Here is a 22,040-nt window from a genome sequence, read left to right as displayed (position 1 = left end):
TCAGCGGCGCCGGAGCGCGGCGTCGAGGGCGGCGAGCCAGGACTCGACGCGCTTGCGGTTCACGCCGAGATCGGACCAGCCGAAGAGGCTGCGGGAATAGAGGAACAGCCCGGCGCCGGCGGGGCCGGGCACCAGCTCGGCGGCGACGATGTCCGGATAGTTCATCAGCGCCGAGCGGGCGACCCATTGCATCTGCCGCCGCTCCGGCCATTCGCCGTAGCGGAAGACGCGCGGCATGCCGTCGCCGAGGCCGCGCAGCACCGGCCAGGCGGTGGCGGCATCCACCGGCAGGGGCGGCACGCTGATCTGCGCCTCCGGATGCGCCCCTGGCGGCGCGGCCAGGCAGGTATTGGGCGAGGCGGGCAGGCGGAGGCGGGCGAAATCGACCGGGGTCGCCGGCGGCAGGCCGCCCGCGCCCCGCGCCAGCAGCGCGGTGATGGGCGTGCTCATGCCGCCCCGCCCATCGCCCGGGCGGTCATGCCGCGGCGCTCCCGCCGGGCTGGCGCAGGCGGATGACGCCGCGCGCCTCGGCGGCGGGCACCGGCTTGCCCTTGCGCAGGATCTCCAGCCGGCCCTCGGCGGCGAGCGCCAGCGCGGCCCGCCGCACCGGGCCGAGCAGGGACCGCCAGGCGGCTTCGTCGCCGGCGGCGAGGCTCCGGGCCACGTCGTTGGGGCTGACGGACTGCCCGGGGCTGCGGGACGCCGTCAGGCGCAGGATCTCGGCGGCGATGGCGGGCGGCTCGGGGGATGGCATGGCGGGGCAGAATACGCCCCGCCCGTCAGGGCACCAGCCAGGTTTCGTGCAATCCATCCGCCGTCCAGAGGAACCGGGCGCGGCGATGCCCGGCGCGGCGCAGGTCGAGCCATTCCATGCGGTCGAAGGTGAAGCGGATCAGCGCAAACTGCGCCGCCGCGCCGGCCGCATCGTCGGGCGCCGGCGGCGGCGCGGCGACCGGCCTGCCGGGGCCGGAGAGGGCGGCATAGCTCAGCCGGCTGGCGGGCGGGCAGGCGGCCCAGGCCGCTTCGGCCGCGGCGTCGCCGACATGCAGGGCGGCGCGGCCGGAGAGGCGGAGCTGGATGCCGGCGGCGGGGTCGTGGATATGCAGCGCCGCGCGCGAATCGGCCGCGAGCTCGGCGCATTTCGCGCTGCGCCGGTCGGTGTGCAGCGCCAGGCGGCGCGCCGCCGCATCGACCGCGCGAAGGACGAGGCTGCGCTGGGCCGGGGCGCCATCGAGGCCGATCGTCGCCAGGGTGGGCGTGCGGAAAGGGCTGCCGCGATCCTCGACGCCGCAGGCGAGCCGCCGGAAGGCCTCCGCGCGGAGGCCGGCCAGGGTGTCCGGCAGGGGCGGCGCGGACGGCGCGGGCGGGGAGTGCGGCATGCGCCGCCGAGGCTACAGCCTCCGGTCCGCGGGGTGGAGCATGATCGCCGGGGATGCGTCATCGGGCGGGCGGCAGGCCCCGCCGGCGGCCTGCCGCAGGGCCGGGCCGCCTCCGAGAAGGCGATGCGCCGCCGCGGGACCTGGCTGCATCGGGGCGGTCGGGCCGACCAGCGCCTCCAGCGGCGCCGGGCGACCGAGGAGGAAGCCCTGCACCTCGTCGAAGCCGAGCCCGATGGCGGCCTCGAGCTGCTCCGGCCGCTCGACGCCCTCGGCCACCAGCCGCAGGCGCAGGCTGCGGGCGAGATCGCGGATCGCCCAGAGGATGGCGAAGTCCTTCGCATCCTCCGGCAGCCGGGCGATCAGGCTGCGGTCCAGCTTGATGGTGCTGAAGGGCAGCTCCCGCAGGCGCTGGAAGGAGCCGTAGCCGGCGCCGAAATCGTCGAGGGCGATGCCGATGCCGCAATCCCGCAGGCGACCGAGCATGGCGGCGGCCTCCGCCATGTCCCCGAGCGGCAGGGTCTCGGTGAGTTCCAGCTCCAGCCGTTCCGGCGGCAGGCCGCTCTCGGCCAGGGCGGTGGCGACCTGGGCCGGCAGGCGGCCGCTCAGCACCTGCCGGACGGAGACGTTGATCGAAACGCGGCCAAGCTCGGGGTGCCGTGCGGCGTCCGCCATGGCCTGGCGCAGCACCCAGCCGCCAAGCGCCAGGATCAGGTTCGACCCCTCGGCGATCGGGATGAAGGTGTTCGGCGGAACCTGGCCATAGCGGGCATGCCGCCAGCGCAGCAGCGCCTCGGCCCCCAGGCGGCGGCCATCCACGGGATGGACGCGCGGCTGGTAGTGGATGGCGAGCTCGCCACGCGCCGGGGCCTGGCGCAGGGCGCCGGCGAGCTGCCGGCGCAGCTCCTGGTCCAGCAGGGTCGTGGCGATCGCCATGGGGCGATCCAGCGGTGTTGGCGGCATCCGGCCCATTCTCCGTGCAGCGGCAGGATGCGGGCCTGGGATGAAGCGAGGGCTAATGCCAACGGCATGACTGCGTCATGCAGGCCGAGCGCCCGAACGGGCGCCGTGCGTCGCGCCGTCAGGCGCGCCTGACGGCGCGACGGCCCAGGCAGACCGGAGGGTTGCGCCCGGCGTCTGAGGCGCAGGACGGTGAAGCCGTCCTGCGCTCGGCATAGGAGCGCGGCGTGAAGCCGCGGCGCCGCGCCGGGTCCGCCAGCCCTCAGGCGAAGCGCTCGACCCTGGCGCCCGGCAGCGGCACCGCGGCGATCTCGCGGATGATCTTGCGCCGCACCGCCGCCGCGAAGGCGGGAAAGCCCTCGGCGACGACGAGGAAGGCGCCGGGGCCGCCGATCACCTCCTCGCGGTAGTAGACATCGAGCGGCGGCAGCCCCGAGGTCTGCGCGAAGGGGCTGGGCTGGCGGTCGAGCACGGCAAGGCCGTTGAGGACGATGCCCTGCGCCAGCGCCTCCTCCCGCGCCTCGGCCACCGGCCGGCCGGAGTTGTTTACCCCGTCGCCGGAGATGTCGACCACCCGGCGGGTGCCCTCGAAGCCCTGGCCGAATTGCCGGACGGCGAAATCCATGGCGCCCGAGATCGAGGTGTAGAGCCAGGTGCGGCGCGGCGCGGCGGCGATGGCATCGGCGAAGCCATGCGCGCTGGCCGGGCTGTCGAGCCTCGTCCAGGGCACCGCCACGCTCTGGATGTTCCAGTCGGACCAGGTGAACAGCGTGCAGGCAATGGCGCCGACCGGGCCGCCCATGATGCCCTCGATCAGCCGGCGGTCGCGGAAGGCGGCCTCGTAGCCGGCGAATTGCAGCTCCTGCTCCTCGCCGTCGACCGAGCGGCTGACATCGACGGCCAGCACCAGCTCGACATCCACCGGCGTGGCGGCCCGGGCGCGGGCGATGCGGAAAAGGGCGGGCGAGGCCAGTGCGGCACCCAGCAACCTGCGACGGAGCATGCGACCCCCATTTGCGCCGGTGCCTGGCCGCGGGCGGCGGCCGGCAGGATCCGGCATGGACCGGAAGGCGGGGCCGTGGCTGTGCTGCTCCTCGTATTCCCAACAGGATAGGGGGGATTTTGCTGCGCCGCAAGAAAATGTTGCGATGCACAATTCAGCGCGCCGTGAGGCCTGGGGTGCCAGGCGTGGCGCAGCCGCCCCGGAGCCGCCCGGCTCGTGGCGGCCTGGACCATGGCCCAGGCCATTGTTCGATCGCGTGATTCACGCCTTCGGTGCGTTCCCCTCAGGCGATCACGCTCTGGAGCAGATCCCGATCAGGTGGACTCACCTGATCGGGTGGCGATGCTCTGACAACAGGAGCCTAGGGCGCTTTCCGTGACCCGGTGTTCACGGGAAGCGCCCTAGAACCCCGCGCCGGGCTGGGCGAGATAGGCCTCCTCCTCGGGCGTGCTGGGGCGGCCGAGGATGGCGTTGCGGTGCGGGAAGCGCCCGAAGCGGCGGATCACCGCCCGATGCCTCCAGGCATAGTCGATGCTGCCGCCGGGCGCCGCATGCACCGGATCGTCGCGCAGCCCTTCGAAGAGCGCGACGGAGAGGTCCTGGTCCGCCAGCGCCTCGCCATGCTCGAAGGGCAGGTAGAGGAAGCAGCGCGCGGTCGGCGGCAGGGCGAGGTCGTGGCGGTCCCGCAGCACCGCCTGGCGGGCGACCCGTCGTGCCTCGGGATCGCTGGCGAAGGCGGCGGGCGTGCCGCGATGCAGGTTGCGGGGGAACTGGTCGAGCAGCAGGCAGAGCGCCAGCGCCCCCTCGGGCGTCGCGGCCCAGCCCGCCAGCGCCCCCTCCCGCGCCGGCGCCAGCATCTGGCCGAAGCCGTCGCGGCAGGCGGCATCGAAGCCCGGATCCGGCTTGAACCAGCGCGCCAGCTGCCAGGTCGTGAGATCCGGGCCGAACCAGAAATCGAGCAGGGCGGCCTGCGGGCTCATGCCAGGGCCCTCTCCAGCACCCGCACGCTGTGCAGCGCCTCGCGCCCGGCGAGATCGGCGATCTGGTGGCGGCAGGAGGTGCCGTCGGCGACGATGAGGTGGTCGGCGGGGGCGGCGCGCACCGCCGGCAGCAGGGAGAGCTCGGCCATGGCCTTGGACACCTCGAGATTGGCCGCTTCATAGCCGAAGCTGCCGGCCATGCCGCAGCAGGAGGAGGTGATCGGCACCACCTTCAGCCCCGGCACCAGCGAGAGCGTGGCGACGGCGGCGGGGAAGGCACCGAAGCTCTTCTGGTGGCAATGGCCGTGGACATGCGCCGCCGGCGCCACCGGCTTCAGGGCGAGGCGCGGCGTCTCGCGCGCCAGGAATTCCGAGAGCAGCAGGGCGCGTTCCGCCAGCGCCGCGGCCGGCGCGCCGGGCAGCAGCGAGGGAAACTCGTCGCGCAGCGTCAGTAGCGAGGAGGGCTCGAGGCCGATGACCGGGGAGGGGAAGGGGGCGAGGGCCTCGAGGGTCCGCCGCGCCTCGGCCCGCGCCGCCTCCACCAGCCCGGCGGCGAGCAGGGTGCGGCCCTCGTCCAGCGGCCGGGCGCCGCGGGGCGGCCGGGCGAGGGCGACGCGATACCCGGCCGCCCGCAGCACCCGGATGGCGGCGCGCAGGTTCTCCGGCTCGAAATAGCGGTTGAAGACATCGGGGAGGAGGATGACCTCGCCCTCCCGCCCATCCGGCGCCGGCAGCTCGGCGTCGTGGAAGGCGTCGCGGCGGAAGCGCGGCAGGCTGCGCCCGGCGGCGAAGCCGAACAGGCGTTCGGACAGCGCGGCGAGGCCGGGCACCCGGTCCCGCGCATTGGCGAGGACGGGCAGCATGCTGGCGAAGGGCGCCCAGCGCGGCAGGCTGGCGATCAGCCGCTCCTTGGCGCCGATGCCATGCGTCCTGGCGCGCGCCGCCAGCGCCTCGATCTTCAGCTTCGCCATGTCGATGCCGGTCGGGCATTCGCGCCGGCAGCCCTTGCAGGAGACGCAGAGCGAGAGCGCCTCCTGCACCGCCTCCGAGGCGAGGGCGCCCGGCAATTGCCCGGTCAGCGCCAGGCGCAGCGTGTTGGCGCGGCCGCGCGTCAGGTGCCGCTCGTCGCGCGTGGCGCGGAAGCTCGGGCACATCACGCCGGCATCGAATTTGCGGCAGGTGCCGTTGTTGTTGCACATCTCGACCGCGCCGAGCAGCCCGCCCTGCGGGCCGGGCCAGGCGGACCAGTCGAGCGCCGGCGTCACCGCGGCATCGGCCCGGTAGTCGGGGAAGTAGCGGAACAGGCTGCGGTCATCCATGCGCGGCGCCCGCACCACGCGGCCGGGATTGAGCAAGGCGCCGGGATCGAAGGCATCCTTCACCTGCTCGAAGGCGCGGGCGATGCGCGGGCCGAACATCGGCTCGTTGAACTCGGAGCGGACGATGCCGTCGCCATGCTCGCCGCTATGGCTGCCCTTGTACTCCCGCACCAGGGCGAAGCATTCCTCAGCGATCTCCCGCATGCGCCGCACATCGCCCGGGTCCTTCATGTTCAGCACCGGCCGGACATGCAGGCAGCCGACGCTGGCATGGGCGTACCAGGTCCCCTTGGTGCCGTGCTTCGCGAAGACCTCGTTCAGCCGCTCGGTGTAGTCGGCGAGGTCGGGCAGGGCGACGGCGCAGTCCTCGATGAAGGAGACCGGCTTCCCGTCGCCCTTCATGCTCATCATGATGTTGAGCCCGGCCTCCCGCACCTCGGCGATCGCCGCCTGGAAGCCGGGCTCGGTCGCCCGCACCACGGCGCCGGGATAGCCGAGATCGGCCATCATCTCCTCCAGCCGGTCCAGCGCCTGCAGCAGCGGCGCCTCCTCATGGCCGTGGAATTCGACGATCAGCAGGCTGTCCGGCTCGCCCCGGACCATGCGGTCGATGGTCGCGCGGTAGATCGGGATGGAGCGGCCGAGATCGATCATCGTCCGGTCCACCAGCTCCACCGCCTCCGGGTCGAGCGTGACCAGGTGCTGCGAGGCCGCCATCGCGGCGCGGAAGCTGGGGAACTGGCAGATGCCGAGCGCCTTGCGCGGCTTGATCGGCCAGAGCTGCAGCTCGAGCGCGGCGGAGAAGGCGAGCGTTCCCTCGCTGCCCACCAGCAGCCGCGCCAAGTTGCCGCGCCCGGCCGCGCGCGCCGCCGGCGTCAGCGCATCGAGGTTGTAGCCGCCGACGCGGCGGAGCTGGTCGGGGAAGCGGGCGGCGATCTCCGCCGCCTCGCGCGCGCCGAGCGCCCGCAGGCGCTGCACCAGATCGGCGATGCCGGCCGGCACCCCGGCGCCGAGATTGTCCGGCAGATCGCCGAAGCGGAAGCGTGTGCCATCGGCGAGCAGCGCGTCGATGGCGCGGACGTTGTCGGCCATCAGCCCGTAGCGGATGGACTTGCTGCCACAGGAATTGTTGCCCGCCATGCCGCCGATGGTGCAGCGCGCCCAGGTCGAGGGATCGACCGGGAAGAACAGCCCGTGCCGCTTCAGCGCCTCGTTCAGCGCGCCGAGGGCGATGCCGGGCTGCACGGTGGCGCTCCGCGCCGCCGGGTCCACCGCGATCACCTCGCGCAGGTGTTTCGTGCAGTCGAGCACGAGGGCGCGGTTCACCGTCTGGCCGCACTGGCTGGTGCCGCCGCCGCGCGGCAGCACCGGGATGCCCTCCTCGCGGCAGATCGCCAGCGCCGCCTCCACGTCCTCGATGCGGCGCGGCACCAGCACGCCGATCGGCTCGATCTGGTAGATGCTGGCATCGGTGGCGTAGCGGCCGCGATCGGCGGCGCTCCACAGCACCTCGCCCGCGGTCTCGCGCGCCAGCCGGGCGGCGAGGCGGCTGTCGCCGATGCGGGCGCGGGCGGGCAGGGCGGGCGGCGGGGTGAGCTGGTTCATTCGGGCGTCGTCCTGCGGCGGCGGGCAGGCTGCCCCGGCCGGCCGCGATTCCAGAAGGCGGTGCTGCGCCGCCGCGCCCGGGCGGGGAAGGGGGGCGGGGCGGCGGCCGGGAGAGTAGCGGCGGGGCCCCGGCCTGTCCGATCTATAATGCTCATCAATCCGAACACGGCTTCTCATTGGCGCCCGGGATGGATCGGGGTGATAACCCCCGCCGAGCGAGGAGGCGACCCATGGCCTATTACGAATCGAAGCCCGTGGCCGGCCGGCATTTCCTGCAGATCCCGGGCCCCACCAACGTGCCGGACCGCGTGCTGCGGGCCATGGACAACCCGACCATGGATCATCGCGGCCCGGATTTCGGTCGCTTCGGCAAGCAGCTCCTGGAGAAGATCCGCGCGGTCTTCAAGACCGAGGGCCCGGTGGTGATCTACCCGGCCTCCGGCACCGGCGCCTGGGAAGCGGCGCTCGCCAACACCCTCTCGCCCGGCGACCGCGTGCTGATGTGCGAGACCGGCTGGTTCGCGCATCTCTGGCGCGAGATGGCGGGCCGGCTCGGCCTCGAGGCGCAGTTCGTCGAGACCGACTGGCGCCGCGGCGCCGATGCCGCCGGCATCGAGGCGGCGCTGCGCGAGGACAAGGCGCATGCGATCAAGGCGGTCGCCGTGGTGCACAACGAGACCAGCACCGGCGCCACCTCCCGCATCGACGAGGTGCGGCGGGCGATCGACGCCGCCGGGCATCCGGCGCTGCTGCTGGTCGACACCATCAGCTCGCTCGGCTCCATCGACTACCGGCACGACGAATGGGGCGTCGACGTCACCGTCGCCGGCAGCCAGAAAGGGCTGATGCTGCCGCCCGGCCTCTCCTTCAACGCCGTCTCGCAGAAGGCGCTGCGGGCGGCCGAGGCCGCGACGCTGCCGCGCAGCTTCTGGGACTGGCGGCCGATGCTGAAGGCGAACGAGACCGGCTACTTCCCCTACACGCCGGCGACCAACCTGCTCTACGGCCTCGACGCCGCGACCGACATGCTGCTCGAGGAGGGGCTCGAGAACGTCTTCGCCCGCCACGACCGCTTCGCCGAGGCGACGCGCCGCGCCGTGCGCCACTGGGGCCTCGAGATCCAGTGCGAGGAGCCGCGGCACTACTCCTCCTCCCTCACCGCCGTGCGGGTGCCGGAGGGGCACAGCGCCGACGGGCTGCGGCGGACGATCCTCGAGCGCTTCAACATGTCGCTCGGCAACGGCCTCGGCCGGCTGGGCGACCGCGTCTTCCGCATCGGCCATCTCGGCGATTTCGGGCCGCTCTCCCTGGTCGGCACGCTGGGCGGGGTGGAGATGGGGCTCGCCGCCGCCGGCGTCCCGCACAAGCCGGGCGGGGTGCAGGCGGCGATGGCCTATCTGAACGGCAATGCCTGACGGCACGGCCCGGTTGCCGTTGACGGCGGCGCTTGTCACGTCGCGGTGACGCCGGAGGTTAGCGGTTCTCCTCGCCCACCCGCCTCCGGCAGGCTGCTGGCGCCGCCGCGTCGCGGCCAAGTCCAGAGGCCGCAAGCATCCGCGGCATGCCGCGCAGGATGCGGCGCTGCTTGCGGCCCACGCTCCGCCGGGGATCAGGGGCGCCGGTCCAGGGCCGGCACGGGATGGTGGGGGACTCCGGGTGTCGCATCGTCATTGGCGCGACGGCTTGACGGCGCTCGCCGTCGGCATCGGCATGATCTGGCCCCTGGCGCCGGCCGGCGCGCAGGACGCCGGCGCGCAGGACAGCAGCGCGGCGCTGATCGAGGCGCTGCGCCGGCAGGTGGACAGCTTGCAGCGCCGGCTGGAGGCAATGGAGGCGCGGGAACGGAGCCGCGCCGCGCCGCGCGAGACCGCCCGCACCGCCGCGGCGCGCCCGGCGCCCGAGGCGCCGCCGCGCCCCGCCGCAACCGCGCCCGGCCCGGCGGCGCCGAGCCAGGCCGCCTCGGGCCCCGCGCCCGGCGCCACCCGGGCCCCGCCGCCCGTCGCAACCGCGTCCGGCGCCGCGGCGCCGGCCCCAGCCCCGCCCAGCGCCGGCACCGCCGTCGTCCAGGCGCCGGCCGGCAGCGCCGCCCAGGGCCCGGTGCCGTCGCAGGGGGCGCAGCAGCCGCCGCCCGAGCTCGCCGCGACCCTCGGCAGCATGCCCGGCTCGCTGCGGATTCCCGGCACCGGCACCTCGGTGCGGCTCTATGGCTTCGCGGTCGGCCAGATGCTGATCGACGGCGGCGCCCGCAACCGCTCGGACGTCGTCACCGCCCAGAGCATCCCCCTCTCGCCGGGCGCCGCCGCGCGCCAGGGAGGCGAGGTGCTGTTCAGCGCCCGCCGCTCGCGCCTCGGCATCGAAACCTCGACCGACACCGACTGGGGGCCGCTGCACACCGTCGTCGAGATGGATTTCGCCGGCGCGCAAAGCACCGCCTCGCTGCAGAGCCAGTCGAGCAGCAACAGCTACATCCCGCGCCTGCGCCACGCCTATGGCGAGCTGGGGCCGGTGCTGATCGGCCAGACCTGGAGCCTCTTCTTCGACGAGAACTACCCGCAGCGGCTGGACAATGCGACGCCCTTCGCGGTCTCCAACGTCCGCCAGGCGCAGTTCCGCTACACGCAGAAATTCGCCCATGGCCTCAGCCTCGCCGCCAGCTTCGAGCAGCCCTACACCGATCTCACCTTCAGCGGCGGCGTGCGCTACGCCGATATGGACACCGGCAGCGCCCCGCCGCTGACGCTGGACAAGGCGCCGGACGTGCTGGCGCGGCTGCGCTGGGAGGATGCCGATTTCGGCAGCCTCGCCCTCACCGGCCTGGTGCGGCCGCAGATGACGGCGAGCAACGATGGCGACTTCGTCGCCGCCAACCGCTACCGGGCGAGCGCCACCGGCTGGGGGGTGCAGCTCTCCGGCATGGCGAAGGTCTTCGAGCGCGACCGGGTCTATCTCCGCTTCGCCTATGGCCAGGGCATCGGCCGCTATCTCGATTCCACGGCCAATGGCCAGGGCAGCGTCAGCAATGCCGGCCTGGCCGGCGTGGCGCCGGACGCGGTGCGGATGGACGAGGTGCCGCTGGTCGCGGCGCTGCTCGGCTACACACATTTCTGGACCGACACGCTGCGCAGCAACGCCACCATGGGCTGGGCCTCGCTCTCCTATCCCGCCTATGCGCGGCAATTCGCCGCCGGCGGCGCCGCGCTGCTGAACAAGGATATCGGCCAGGGGGTGCTGAACCTGATCTGGAGCCCGGTGCCCCGGGTCGATCTCGGCCTCGAATATCTCGGCACCACCCGCACCCTGCTGCGCGGCCTGCCGGCCGGCGCCGGCACCGAGGGCGCGAAGGGCGGCGTCTCGCACCGGGTGGTGCTCTCGGGCCTGTTCCGGTTCTGACGACAAAGCGGGGTCCGCTTGACCTGCCGCAATCCCTGCCGCAGCAGGATCGGCATGATGCGTGCCGGAACCGGCCGCGGGCCGCCTGGCCGTTGGGCATCCGCCCGCGCCTGGGCCAGGATGGATGCCGCCGCGGGCCGGCCGGCCGGAGACGCGCCTAAGGCGCGATGGATCGGAGACGCGCCTGAGGCGCGATGGACTGGAGACGCGCCTGAGGCGCGATGGACTGGAGACGCGCCTGAGGCGCGATGGACTGGAGACGCGCCTGAGGCGCGATGGGTCGGAGACGCGCCCCGGGCGCGATGAGGGAGGAAGCATGGCCGAGATCGACCACATCGTGCTGGGCGCGCGGACGCTCGCCGAGGGCGCCGCCTTCGTCGAGCAGCATCTCGGCGCGAAGCCGCGGCCGGGCGGGACCCATGCCGGCTTCGGGACCCACAACATGCTGCTCGGCCTCGGGCGCGGGGCCTATCTCGAGATCATCGCGCCGGACCCCGACCAGCCGGAGCCGCCGCATGGCCGGCTCTTCGACCTCGACGACCCGGCGGTGAAGGTGATGCTGGAGGCCGAGCCGCGGCTGATCGCCTGGGTGGCGCGGACGCCGGTGCTCGATGCCATGATCGCCCGGCTCGGGCCGCGCGGCGGCGAGATCAAGCCGATGAGCCGCGGCGAGCTGCGCTGGCGCATGGCCTTCCCGCCGCAGCGCCAGGACATGGACAACCTCATCCCCGCCCTGATCGAATGGCCGGGCGAGAGCGCCTCGACCCGCATCCCCGACAGCCATGTGCGGCTCCTGCAGCTCGAGGCCGAGCATCCGGAGGCCGATGCCGTACGGGCCGCGCTGGCCGAGCGCGGGCTGGAGGAGGCGCTGCGCGTCCGCCGCAGCCCGCATGCCCGGCTGATCGCCCGGCTGCGCCGCGCGGATGGCCAGGAGGTCACGCTCAGCAGCGGCTGAGGCACAGCCAGGAAAACATTGCATAGGTGAATAGATCACCTGTAATCTTCAACCCTGCTTCCCCGCTGTGCTAGAAGCGTTGCACCGGAAGTGGCGGATCGCCCGCTACTACGACTCTTTAGGCGAGGCGTATGCGGGCATTATCGCCTGGGTTGATAGCGCCATACGCTGGCAGGCGGGAAGTTCAGAGGCGTCCAGGCCTCCCGCCGCGCCCGCAGGCCGAGCTTCCCATGCGGCAGGGGCGAGGTGACGCAGTAGGTGTAGAGCAGGAAGCCCCGCCCGGGCGCGACCGCCTCGACCGCCGCCACGAAGCGCCGCTGCTGCGCCAGTGGCAGCAGCACCAGCGGAATGCCACAGATCGCGGTGCCGACCCGGCCGTGCCAGTGCGCCGGCAGCGCCCGCTCCAGGGCGAAGGCGTCGCCGCAGATCACCTGCACGCCGGGCATGACCGCACGCAGGTGCTCGGCCATGGCCGGCACGATCTCCACCACCACCAGCCGCTCCGCCGGCACGCCGGCGGCGAGGAGGGCGCGGGAGACGACGCCGGTGCCGGCGCCGAGCTCGAGCACCACCTCGTCGGCGGCGCGCTCGACCAGGGCGGCGATGCGGCGGCAGAGGCTGGGCGAGGAGGGGATGATCGAGCCCATCTGCAGCGGGTTCGCCATCCAGCGGCGGAAGAACAGCCCGGCATTGCTCGCCTGGCGCCGATCCGCATCCCCGCCCGCCGTAAGTTCCGACATGCCGGCCTCCGCCCCGATGCTGCGCTGGCCGGGCGCCGCCCGACCGGGGCCTGCATAGGATCGCCGAGGGGGCTGGCGAAGCCCCCTCGCGCCGCCCGGGGCGCCGCAAGCCGCGGAATTCACGGGGCTGACACATGACGGCGCGGATTCTCGTGGTCGACGACGTCCCGGCCAATCTCCGCCTCCTCGAGGCCAAGCTGCTCGCCGAGTATTACGAGGTGGCCCTGGCGGCGAACGGGCCGGAGGCGCTGGCCATGGCCGAGCGCTGGGCGCCCGACGTCATCCTGCTCGACGTGATGATGCCCGGCATGGATGGCTACGAGGTCTGCCGGCGCCTGAAGGCCGCGGAGGCGACGGCGCATATGCCGGTCGTCATGGTCACGGCGCTGATCGACCAGGCGGAGCGGGTCCGCGGGCTCGAGGCGGGGGCGGACGACTTCCTCTCGAAGCCGGTCGACGACGCCACCATGTTCGCCCGGCTGCGTGCCCTGCTGCGGGTGAAGCAGGTGCTCGATGCTTGGCGGCAGCGCTCCGAGACCGCCCGGCAGCTCGGCATCGAGCCGCCGCCCGAGCCGAGCGCCGGGATCGCCGGCGCCCATGCGCTGGTGCTCTCCGAGACGCCCGGCGAGGCCGGGCAGATCGCCGCGGCGCTCGCCGAGGATGGCGTCGTCGTGCACGAATCGACCCGGTCCGACGAGGCGCGCCACGCCCTGCTGGTCGGCGGCTTCGACCTCGCCGTTCTCTGCCTGCCGCCGGAGGGCGGCGACGTGCTGCGGCTGGCCTCGCGGCTCCGCGCCGAGGCGGCGACGCGCGACCTGCCGGTGCTGCTGGCGGCCGATCCGAGCCAGCGCGGCCTGGTGCTGCGCGGCTTCGATCTCGGCGCCAACGACCATGTGCTGCGGCCGATCGATGCCAACGAGCTGCGCGCCCGGGCCCGCAACCAGGTGCGGCGCAAATGGTACCAGGAGCGGCTGCGCAACGAGCTGGACCGCTCGCTGGAGCTCGCGGTGACCGATGCGCTCACCGGCCTGCGCAACCGCCGCTACGTGCAGCGGCACCTGGACGGCGTGTTGCGCGGCACGGATGCCGCCGTGATGCTGCTCGACGTCGACCGCTTCAAGTCGATCAACGACACCTATGGCCACGCCGCCGGCGACGTGGCGCTGAAGGAGGTGGCGGAGCGGTTGAAGTCGCATCTCCGCGCCGTCGATGTCCTGGCCCGCTACGGCGGCGAGGAGTTCATGGTGGTGCTGGCCGGGGCGCCGACGGATTACGCGGCCATGGTCGCCGAACGGCTGCGCGGGGCGCTGAGCGGCGATCCGATCGCCATCGGCCCGGCGCTGCTGCCGGTCACGATCAGCATCGGCCTGGCGATCGCGCCGGCCGGCTGCTCGGTCGCCGGCGCCGTCGCCGCCGCGGATGCCGCCCTCTACCGCGCCAAGGCGGCCGGGCGGAACCGGGTGGAATCCGCGGTGCCGGAGGATTTCATCGCCCCGCCACCGGCCTCGGTGGCCGGCGGCTAGGGCGTGATCGCCTGAGGTGGACTCACCGAAAGGCGTGAGTCCCACGATCGGACAATAGCCTGGACAGGTCGCGCAATGCGAACGGCATGAATATTCCATTCATGCCGTTGGCCCGCCCTGGCGCCGCGCATGCCGAAGGGCGGCCGGGTTGCCCTGGCCGCCCGGTCGCGCCGTGCTGACGAACCGCGGAGAGGCTGGCTACTTGATCTTCGCTTCGCGGAAGACGACGTGCTTGCGCGCCACCGGATCGTACTTCTTCTTCTCCAGCTTGCTCGTCGTGGTCCGCACGTTCTTCTTCGTCACGTAGAAGAAGCCGGTGTCGGCGCTGCTGACGAGCTTGATCTGGATGGTATTGGCCTTGGCCATGATGACGCCTTCGTCGTGTTCGGTCTGCCGGGCTGGCGGAAGGGGCGGGACAGTAGCGGGCGGGGCGCTGGCGTCAAGGATTCGCTGTGCCGGCCCGGCCGCCCGGGCGCCTCACGGCCTGGCCGCCGTGTCATAGGCCGCGGCCTGCTCGATCAGCGTCTGCGCCACGGCGAGATCGGCCGGCCGCCCCTCGGCCGGGGGGCAGGCGCTGCGCAGCGCCGTCACCTCGCTGCCGGGCACCGGCGCCCGCGCCGTCCGCAGCCGCGCCAGCACCCGGCCCATGGGGGCCTCGCCGCGGCGGAGCTGCGCCAGGGCGGCGGCGACGGCCTCCGCCCCGAGGCTGGTGCAGACCGCGGGCAGGACCCCGAGCCCCTGGATCGGCCAGCCGCGCGGCGCCAGCACCCGCGACCAGGTGACGAGCAGCTCGCCGCCGTTCGGCAGCGGCACCACCGCCTGGATCAGGCCCTTGCCGGTGGTGGCGCTGCCGACGATGACGCCGCGCCCGCGATCGGAGAGGGCGGCGGCCACGATCTCCGCCGCCGAGGCGGTGCGGCCATCGACGAGGACCACCAGCGGCACCCCGCGGGCGAGGTCCGGGCCCGCGGAGATGTAGGTCCGCGCCGCGTCGGGGTGGCGGCCGCTGGTGCGGGTGACCACGCCATCGGCCAGGAAGGCGCTGGCGACCGCGACAGCCTGGCCGAGCAGCCCGCCCCGGTTGCCGCGGAGGTCGAGCACCACCCCGCGCGGCACCGTGTCCTGGAAGCTGTCCTGCAGCACCTCGGCGAGCCGCGTGTCGGTGGCGTTGGAGAAGCCGTCGAGCCGCAGCCAGAGGATCTCCTCCTGCCGCCGCGCATGCACCGTCTCGGGCGGGACGGTGCTGCGGAGGAGATAGGCGTTGAAGCGCCGCCGGCCGCGCTGGATGCGCAGCGCCACCTCGGTGCCGATCGGCCCTTCCAGCAGCGCCGCCGCGGCGGCGAGGTCGCGGGAGGAGAGGGGGGTGCCGTCCACCGCCAGCACCCGGTCGCCGAGCCGCAGCCCGGCCTCCGCCGCCGGCGAATCCGGCGTCAGGCTGGCGATGACGACGGCCGCCCCGGGCCCGGTCGCCAGCCGCAGCCCGAGGCCGGTCTGGCCGACGCGACGGGCCCGCGCCGCCGTCGCCTCCTGCGGCGTCATGTAGCGGCTGTAGGGGTCGAGGTGGTTGAACAGCTCCTCGAAGCCGCTGCGCAGCATCCGCTCCGGCCCGGCCTCGCGGATCGCCGGCGAGGCGCGCCAGGCGGCATCGAACATGGCCGCGAGCGCCGCCGCCAGCGCCGGCGCCGCCGCCTCGGGGGGGCCGTTAGCCGGCAGGCTGGGCATCGGCCGGGCCGAGAGCAGCCGGTCGGGGGCGGAGAGCAGCAGGGTGTTGCTCTGCAGCTCGGTCTGCAGCGCCGGCTCCAGCACCGCGAGGCCGCGCATGGTCCACAGCCCGAGCTGCGCCGGCGCGACGAGGTCGAGATGCCGCTCCAGCACCGCGCCGAGGGCGGTCGCCAGCACGGCCTGCACGGTCTCGCGCGGGAAGCCGCCCGGCTGCGCCCCGGCGGGGAGGGGGCAGAGCAGCAGCAGCAGCAGGATCAGGAGCGGCGGCGTGTCGGCGAACCGGATCGGGCGCGGCCCGGCTGGCGCCGCGGTGCGGGAATTCCCTGCATCAGGTGAAAGACCATGCCACCGGTGCGGGGGGTCGCCTCGACCAGCCTCACCTCCACCGCCTGTCCCAGGCTGAAGGTGAGACCGGTCCGCTGGCCCGACAGCGCATGTCTGGCCTGGTCCTCGGTCCATCGATCGTCCGGCAGCGACGCGAGGGGAAGGATTCCACTTGCGCCATTCGCCTCTACGGTGACGAACAGACCGAAGCGTGTCACCCCGGAAATGCGCGCCTCGAACACCTCTCCGATTCGATGCGACATGAATGCCGCAAGGTAGCGCTCGGTGGCGTCCCGCTCGGCGGCGGCGGCGCGCCGCTCGGTCTGGGTGACATGCTCGCCGGTCTCGGCCAGGCGCGCCGCCTCGGCCTCGGCGAGGCCGTCATGGCCGAGCCGCAGCCCGCGNTATTCTCGGGGTCGTAGGCCGCCTGGGACTGGCTGCGCAGCACCGTCTCGTGCACCAGCCGCTCCTCCGGCCGGCCCCGCACCTGCTCCAGCAGCTGCGCGAAATCGCGCGGCCGCAGCCGGTCGGAGGCGGGCAGGGACAGGCCAAAGGCCTCGAGGAAGGGCCGCAACCCCTCGAGCTTGCGGTCGGCCGGCCGATCATGCACCCGGTAGAGGCAGGGCTGGCCGAGCCGCTCCAGCTCCTCGGCGGCCGCGACATTGGCTGCGACCATGAACTCCTCGATCAGCCGGTGGCTGTCGAGCCGGGCCCGCGGCTCCACCCCCAGCACCTCGCCCCCAGGGCCGAGCCGCACCCACCGCTCCGGCAGGTCGAGCTCGAGCGTGCCGCGCCGCTCGCGCGCCGCCAGCAGGGCCCGGAAGGCGCCCCAAAGCGGCGCCAGCGTGCCGGTCGGGTCCTCGCCCGCCTCCGCGGCCGCCTGCACCGCCTCGTAGGTGAGGCGGGCGGCGCTCTGCATCAGGCCGCGGCCGAAGCGGTGGCTGCTCTTGGTGCCGCCGGCATCGAACTGCATCTCGACGAAGAGGCAGCCGCGCGGCTCGCCCGGGCGCAGGCTGCACCAGCCGTTGGACAGCGCCTCGGGCAGCATCGGCACCACGCGGTCAGGGAAGTAGACGCTGTTGCCGCGCGCCCAGGCCTCGCGGTCGAGCGCCGAGCCGGGGCGGACATAATGCGCGACATCGGCGATGGCGACGATGACGCGCCAGCCGCTCCCCTCCGGCGCCGCCCAGACCGCGTCGTCGAAGTCGCGGGCATCCTCGCCGTCGATGGTGACCAGCGGGATGCCGCGCAGGTCCTCCTGCCCCTGGAGGGTCACGCCCCCGGCGCGGGCCGCCTCCTGCACCGCCTCGGCCGGGAAGATCTCCGGGATGCCATGGGCATGGATGCAGATCAGCGAGATCGAGCGGGCCTCGCCCATGCGGCCGAGCCGCTCGGTGATCCGCGCCGGGCGCAGGCCGAGGGCGCGGCCGGGCAGGGGCTCGGCGAGGACGATCTCTCCCGGCAGGGCGCCGCCCTCCTCGCCCGGCGGCACCACCCATTCCGCCCGGTGCCGCCGGTCGGTCGGGATGAGGCGGCCTTCCTCATAGATGCCGAGCAGCCGCGCCGGCCCGCCGGCGCCGATCCGCTTGACCGTCCGCCCCTCGTATTTCCCCGCCCCGATCGGCCGCAGCCGGGCCAGCACCCGCTCCCCGGGCGCGAGCGCCGCCTGGCCGGCGGGCTCGGGGCGCATGTAGATGACCGGCATGCGGCCCTGGCTCTCCGGCTTCCAGCCGAGCGGCCGGGCGATCGGGTCGCCATCCGGGTCGGTGCCGGTGACCTCGATCACCGCCATCTCCGACAGCCGCCCCGGCCTCTCCTGCAGCCCGGCCAAGACGCCGCGCCGGCCGGCGGGCAGCAGGCTGCCATCGGCCTTCAGCTCGGCCAGCAGGGCGCGGAGCGCCGGGCGCTGATCGACCGAGAGGCCGAAATGCCGGACGATCTCGGTCTTGCCGAGCTTGCCCGGCTGCGCCGCGAGGAAGCGCCGCAGCTCCTCCTTCGACGGCAGCGGGGCATCCGGCGGCCCGGGCGGGCGGTCCGGGCGGGCGGGATCGCCGCCGACGGGGCGGCGGGCCATGTCAGGCCTTGCCCGTCCGCTTCGGGGCGGCGGCCTTGCGGGCGGGCGGCTTGCGGGCCGCGGGCTTGGCCGGGGAGGATTTGGCGGCCGGCTTCGGCTTGGCGGCGGCCGGCTTGGCGGCGGCTCCGCCGGCAGCCTTGCGCGCGGCCGGCTTGCGCGCCGCCGGGCGGGCTGGGGCCTCGGCCGGTGCGGCGTCATCGGTGGCGGCGGCGCCGTTGGCCGCCGCCCGCCGCGGCTTGCCCTTGGCCGCCGTCTTCGCGCCGGCCTTGCCGCGCGGCGCCAGCACCTTGCCCTTCTCGGCGAGCAGGGCGACGACCTCCTCCAGCCCCGCCTCCTCCATCGTCAGGGTGCGCGGCAGGTTGGCCACCGTCTTGCCGTGCTGGGCATAGGGGCCGAAGCGGCCCTTGCGGATCTCGACCGAGACGCCGTCCTTCGGATGCGGGCCGAGCACCCGCACCTTCGCCCGGGCCTTCGCCAGCAGCTCCATCGCCCGGTTCATGCCGAGGGAGAGCACGTCATCCCCGGGCTCGAGCGACTGGTAGACCGAGCCCAGCTTGATATAGGGCCCGAAGCGGCCGAGCCCGGCCTGGATCTCCTCGCCGCTCTCCGGGTCGCGGCCGATCACCCGGGGCAGGGAGAGCAGCCGCAGCGCCCGGTCGAGATCGAGCGTGTCCGGGTCCATGTCGCGCGTCAGGCTGGCCCGGCGCGGCTTGGTCGGCTTGCCCTTCGCGTCGGTGCCGCCCTCGCCGAGCTGGACATAGACGCCATAGGGGCCGCGGCGGACCGTGACCTTCTCGCCCGTCGCCGGGTCGGTGCCGAGCTCGCGCGGGCCCTCGGTCAGCCCCGTCGCGCCCTCGCCCTCGGCGCCGGGGGCGACGAGCGGGCGGGTGTAGCGGCAGTCCGGGTAGTTGGAGCAGCCGATGAAGGCGCCGGTCCGGCCGAGCCGGAGGCCGAGCCGGCCGTTGCTGCAGGCCGGGCAGGCGCGCGGATCGGCGCCGTCGCCGCGCTCGGGGAAGAAATGCGGGCCGAGCTCCTCGTCCAGCGCGTCGATGACGTCGCTGATCTTGAGGTCCTTGGTGGCGTCGACGGCCCGCTTGAACTCATCCCAGAAGGCGCGCATCACCGCCCGCCAGTCGACCCGGCCGCCGGAGATCTCGTCGAGCTGCTCCTCGAGCCCGGCGGTGAAGCCGGTATCGACGTAGCGCTCGAAGAATTTCACCAGGAAGCTGGTGACCAGCCGGCCGCGATCCTCGGGCAGGAAGCGCCGCTTCTCCAGCTTGACGTAGTCGCGGTCCTGCAGGGTCTGCAGGATCGAGGCATAGGTGGAGGGCCGGCCGATGCCGAGCTCCTCCAGCTTCTTGACCAGGCTCGCCTCGGAATAGCGCGGCGGCGGCTGGGTGAAGTGCTGGCTCGCCGTGACCTCGCCGCGCTTCAGCGGGTCCTGCTCGCGCATCGGCGGCAGGGTGCGGCTCTCCTCGTCCTCCTGGCTGCCGGTGACGAGGCCGGCGCGGGCATCGGCCGCCCGGTCGTCCTCGTCCTCGCGGTAGAGCTTGAGGAAGCCGTCGAAGGCGATGACCGAGCCGGTGGCGCGCAGGATGGTCTTCCGCGCCGCATCCGCCACCTCGACCGTGGTCTGGTCGAGCTCGGCCGACTGCATCTGCGAGGCGACGGCGCGCTTCCAGACCAGCTCGTAGAGCCGGCGCTGCCGCTCATCCAGGTAGCGGGCGACCCGCTCCGGCGTGTTGCGCACATCGGTCGGGCGGATCGCCTCATGCGCCTCCTGGGCGTTCTTCGCCTTGGAGGTGTATTCGCGCGGCGCCCCGGGCAGGTAGTCGGCGCCGAACGCGCCCTTCACATGGTCGCGGATGGCGGTGATCGCCTCGCGCGCCATCTGCACGCCATCGGTCCGCATATAGGTGATGAGGCCGACCGTCTCGCCGGCGATGTCGACACCCTCGTAGAGCTGCTGCGCCGTCCGCATGGTCTGCTGCGCGCCCATGCCGAGCTTGCGGCTCGCCTCCTGCTGCAGGGTCGAGGTGGTGAAGGGCGGCGGCGGGTTGCGCCGGACCCGGCGCTTCTCGACCGAGAGGACGCTGAAGGTGCCCGCCTCGACGGCCGCCTTGGCGCGCAGCGCGCTGGCCTCGTCCGGCAGGTCGAACTGGTCGAGCTTCTTCCCGCCGAGATGCGTCAGCCGGGCGGTGAAGGGGGCGCCGACCGGGGTGAGGAAGCGGGCCTCGACGGTCCAGTACTCGCGGGCGCGGAAGGCCTCGATCTCGGCCTCGCGCTCGCAGATGAGGCGCAGCGCGACCGATTGCACCCGCCCGGCCGAGCGGCTGCCGGGCAGCTTCCGCCAGAGCATCGGCGAGAGGGTGAAGCCGACCAGGTAGTCGAGCGCCCGGCGCGCCAGATAGGCATCGATCAGCGGCGCGTCGAGGTCGCGCGGATGCGCGATGGCGTACTGCACCGCCCGCTTGGTGATCTCGTTGAAGGTGATCCGGTGGACCTCGACGCCCTTCAGCGCCCCCTTGCGGGCGAGCATGTCCTGGACGTGCCAGGAGATCGCCTCGCCCTCGCGGTCGGGGTCGGTGGCGAGGAAGAGGCGGCGGGCGCCGCGCAGCGCCCGGGCGATCTCGTTGACCTGGCGCTCGCCGCGATCCTCGGATTCCCAGTCCATGGCGAAATCCTCGTCGGGACGGACCGAGCCGTCCTTCGGCGGGAGGTCGCGGACATGGCCGAAGCTCGCCAGCACCGTGAAGTCGCGGCCGAGATACTTGTTGATGGTCTTGGCCTTGGCCGGGCTTTCGACGACGACGACGTCCGTCATGGACTCCACATATCCTGTAGCCGAGCCCGGATGCAGGGCCGGCGGCGCGAAGGGCGAGGCAGGCCCGCCGCCTCAGCGCCCGTCCTGGCCACTGGCGAGGAGCGCCACCCGGTTGCCCGGCAGCAGCTCCACCCGCCCGGCCAGTTCAAGATCGAGGAGGATCGCCTGGATCGCGGAGGGCGACAGGTGGCAGCGCCGCACCACCTCGTCAACCGCTATTGGATTGGCTCCAAGCAATTCAAGCACTTGGGCCGAAGGCGTGGCGGGGATCGACGAGTCCGCCGGCGCCGCCGCGCGGGTCGGCCGCGCCGCGCCGTCCCGTTCCGGCCTCGGGATGAAGAGCGGCGCGGCGCGCGGCGCCGCCGGCAGATGCGCCAGCACGTCCTCGGCGGATTCCACCAGATGCGCCCCCTGGCGGATCAGGTCGTTGGAGCCGCGGCAGCGCGGGTCGAGCGGGCTGCCGGGCACGGCGAAGAGCTCCCGCCCTGCCTCCAGCCCCAGCCGCGCGGTGATCAGGCTGCCCGAGCGCGGCGCCGCCTCCACCACCAGGATGCCGAGGGCGAGGCCGGCGACGATGCGGTTGCGGCGCGGGAAGTGGCGGGCGAGCGGCGCGGTGCCGAGCGGCGCCTCGGCCAGCACCGCCCCGCCCTCGGCGGCGATCCGCGCCTGCAGCCCGGCATTCTCCGGCGGATAGGGCAGGTCCGGCCCGCCGGCGATGCAGGCGATGGTGCGGCCGCGGCGCAGCGCCCCGAGATGCGCGGCGGTGTCGATTCCCCGTGCCAGGCCGGAGACCACGGCCAGCCCCGCCGCGGCCAGCGCTTCCGCGAGGTCCTCGGCCATGCGCCGGCCGGCGGCCGAGGCGTTGCGGGCGCCGACCAGCGCGACCGCCGGCGGGGCGAGCGCCGCCGGATCGCCGAGCAGGGCGAGCACCGGCGGCGCGTCCTCCTGCAGCGCCAGCAGGGGTGGGTAGGGCGGCTCGCCGGCGAAGAGGAGCTGGCCGCCGAGGCGTTGCAGGGCCTCGACCTCCCGCCGCGCCGCCGCCGCCGGGGGCACGGCGAAGGGCGCGCCGCGGCGCGCGGCGAGGCGGGGCAGGGCGGCGAGGGCGGCGCCGGCGCTGCCATGCCGCTCGAGCAGCCGCTGGTAGGTGAGCGGGCCGATGCCCTCGGTCCGGGCGAGGCGCAGGCGGGCCAGGGCCTCGGCCTCCGAGAGGGACGGCGCGGTCATGTCTGGGTCTCGGTCCGGCAC

18 protein-coding genes are annotated in these 22,040 nt (G+C 74.0%); 4 read left to right on the top strand and 14 right to left on the bottom strand.

The genetic code is table 11. The features are described from left to right. From DOO78_RS13555 to DOO78_RS13525, 7 genes are all read right to left on the bottom strand, one after another. On the bottom strand, window positions 1-450 hold the full coding sequence (locus DOO78_RS13555) for a DUF1499 domain-containing protein (protein WP_111470335.1): 450 nt from the start codon (window positions 448-450) through the stop codon (window positions 1-3). Window positions 451-475: 25 nt separating this feature from the next. Then, the gene (locus DOO78_RS13550) at window positions 476-754 is read right to left on the bottom strand and encodes a DUF3253 domain-containing protein (RefSeq protein ID WP_111470334.1); all 279 of its coding nucleotides are present in this window, start codon (window positions 752-754) and stop codon (window positions 476-478) included. Between the two features lie 25 nt (window positions 755-779). Then, window positions 780-1,379 (bottom strand): pyridoxamine 5'-phosphate oxidase family protein, encoded by a 600-nt coding sequence (locus DOO78_RS13545; protein WP_111470333.1) that lies wholly within the window; start codon window positions 1,377-1,379, stop codon window positions 780-782. Window positions 1,380-1,391: 12 nt separating this feature from the next. Continuing rightward, entirely contained in the window at window positions 1,392-2,312 is a 921-nt protein-coding gene (locus tag DOO78_RS13540; RefSeq protein ID WP_165838879.1) for an EAL domain-containing protein, read from the bottom strand. 286 nt (window positions 2,313-2,598) lie between these two features. Beyond that, a complete protein-coding gene (locus DOO78_RS13535) occupies window positions 2,599-3,339 on the bottom strand; it encodes a DUF1194 domain-containing protein (protein WP_111470331.1) in 741 nt (246 codons plus the stop codon). 401 nt (window positions 3,340-3,740) lie between these two features. Further along, window positions 3,741-4,319, bottom strand: a complete 579-nt coding sequence (locus tag DOO78_RS13530) for a DUF924 family protein (protein ID WP_111470330.1) — start codon at window positions 4,317-4,319, stop codon at window positions 3,741-3,743. Continuing rightward, window positions 4,316-7,243: an FAD-binding and (Fe-S)-binding domain-containing protein gene (locus DOO78_RS13525; protein ID WP_111470329.1), complete on the bottom strand. Its 2,928-nt coding sequence runs from the start codon at window positions 7,241-7,243 to the stop codon at window positions 4,316-4,318. Before DOO78_RS13525 ends, DOO78_RS13530 begins: the two co-directional genes overlap by 4 nt. A gap of 230 nt (window positions 7,244-7,473) precedes the next feature. On the opposite strand from DOO78_RS13525, the gene DOO78_RS13520 reads away from it, so the two are divergent. The 3 genes from DOO78_RS13520 to DOO78_RS13510 all read left to right on the top strand — a co-directional run bounded on the left by DOO78_RS13520 (window position 7,474) and on the right by DOO78_RS13510 (window position 11,588). Continuing rightward, window positions 7,474-8,658, top strand: coding sequence for a pyridoxal-phosphate-dependent aminotransferase family protein (locus DOO78_RS13520; protein WP_111470328.1), 1,185 nt, complete (start codon window positions 7,474-7,476; stop codon window positions 8,656-8,658). Window positions 8,659-8,899: 241 nt separating this feature from the next. Next, on the top strand, window positions 8,900-10,633 hold the full coding sequence (locus DOO78_RS13515) for a DcaP family trimeric outer membrane transporter (protein WP_111470327.1): 1,734 nt from the start codon (window positions 8,900-8,902) through the stop codon (window positions 10,631-10,633). A gap of 316 nt (window positions 10,634-10,949) precedes the next feature. Beyond that, the gene (locus DOO78_RS13510; protein WP_123060024.1) at window positions 10,950-11,588 is read left to right on the top strand and encodes a VOC family protein; all 639 of its coding nucleotides are present in this window, start codon (window positions 10,950-10,952) and stop codon (window positions 11,586-11,588) included. 140 nt (window positions 11,589-11,728) lie between these two features. Here DOO78_RS13510 and DOO78_RS13505 read toward each other — a convergent pair whose 3' ends face one another. Continuing rightward, window positions 11,729-12,328 carry a class I SAM-dependent methyltransferase gene (locus DOO78_RS13505; RefSeq protein ID WP_111470325.1) on the bottom strand — a complete coding sequence of 200 codons (600 nt, stop codon included), beginning with the start codon at window positions 12,326-12,328 and terminating at the stop codon, window positions 11,729-11,731. 134 nt (window positions 12,329-12,462) lie between these two features. Between DOO78_RS13505 and DOO78_RS13500 the strand changes: the two genes are divergently transcribed. Further along, window positions 12,463-13,851 carry a PleD family two-component system response regulator gene (locus DOO78_RS13500; protein ID WP_111470324.1) on the top strand — a complete coding sequence of 463 codons (1,389 nt, stop codon included), beginning with the start codon at window positions 12,463-12,465 and terminating at the stop codon, window positions 13,849-13,851. A 198-nt stretch (window positions 13,852-14,049) separates the two neighbouring features. Here the strand turns inward: DOO78_RS13500 and rpmG are convergent, their stop codons facing one another. From rpmG to dprA, 6 genes are all read right to left on the bottom strand, one after another. Next, entirely contained in the window at window positions 14,050-14,217 is a 168-nt protein-coding gene (rpmG, locus tag DOO78_RS13495; RefSeq protein WP_111470323.1) for a 50S ribosomal protein L33, read from the bottom strand. 111 nt (window positions 14,218-14,328) lie between these two features. Further along, a complete protein-coding gene (locus DOO78_RS13490; RefSeq protein ID WP_111470322.1) occupies window positions 14,329-15,759 on the bottom strand; it encodes a S41 family peptidase in 1,431 nt (476 codons plus the stop codon). 68 nt (window positions 15,760-15,827) lie between these two features. After that, window positions 15,828-16,160 carry a S1 RNA-binding domain-containing protein gene (locus DOO78_RS28525; protein WP_341538238.1) on the bottom strand — a complete coding sequence of 111 codons (333 nt, stop codon included), beginning with the start codon at window positions 16,158-16,160 and terminating at the stop codon, window positions 15,828-15,830. Further along, window positions 16,112-17,587 carry a ribonuclease R family protein gene (locus DOO78_RS13485; protein ID WP_456309467.1) on the bottom strand — a complete coding sequence of 492 codons (1,476 nt, stop codon included), beginning with the start codon at window positions 17,585-17,587 and terminating at the stop codon, window positions 16,112-16,114. Before DOO78_RS13485 ends, DOO78_RS28525 begins: the two co-directional genes overlap by 49 nt. A 385-nt stretch (window positions 17,588-17,972) precedes the next feature. Next, the gene (topA, locus tag DOO78_RS13480) at window positions 17,973-20,795 is read right to left on the bottom strand and encodes a type I DNA topoisomerase (protein WP_111470321.1); all 2,823 of its coding nucleotides are present in this window, start codon (window positions 20,793-20,795) and stop codon (window positions 17,973-17,975) included. 72 nt (window positions 20,796-20,867) lie between these two features. Next, window positions 20,868-22,019 carry a DNA-processing protein DprA gene (dprA, locus tag DOO78_RS13475; RefSeq protein ID WP_111470320.1) on the bottom strand — a complete coding sequence of 384 codons (1,152 nt, stop codon included), beginning with the start codon at window positions 22,017-22,019 and terminating at the stop codon, window positions 20,868-20,870. Window positions 22,020-22,040: the final 21 nt, after the last annotated feature.

Source organism: Roseicella frigidaeris (assembly GCF_003258945.1).
Classification (GTDB): Bacteria; Pseudomonadota; Alphaproteobacteria; order Acetobacterales; family Acetobacteraceae; genus Paracraurococcus; species Paracraurococcus frigidaeris.
This window is presented reverse-complemented; position numbering and strand designations above follow the sequence as displayed.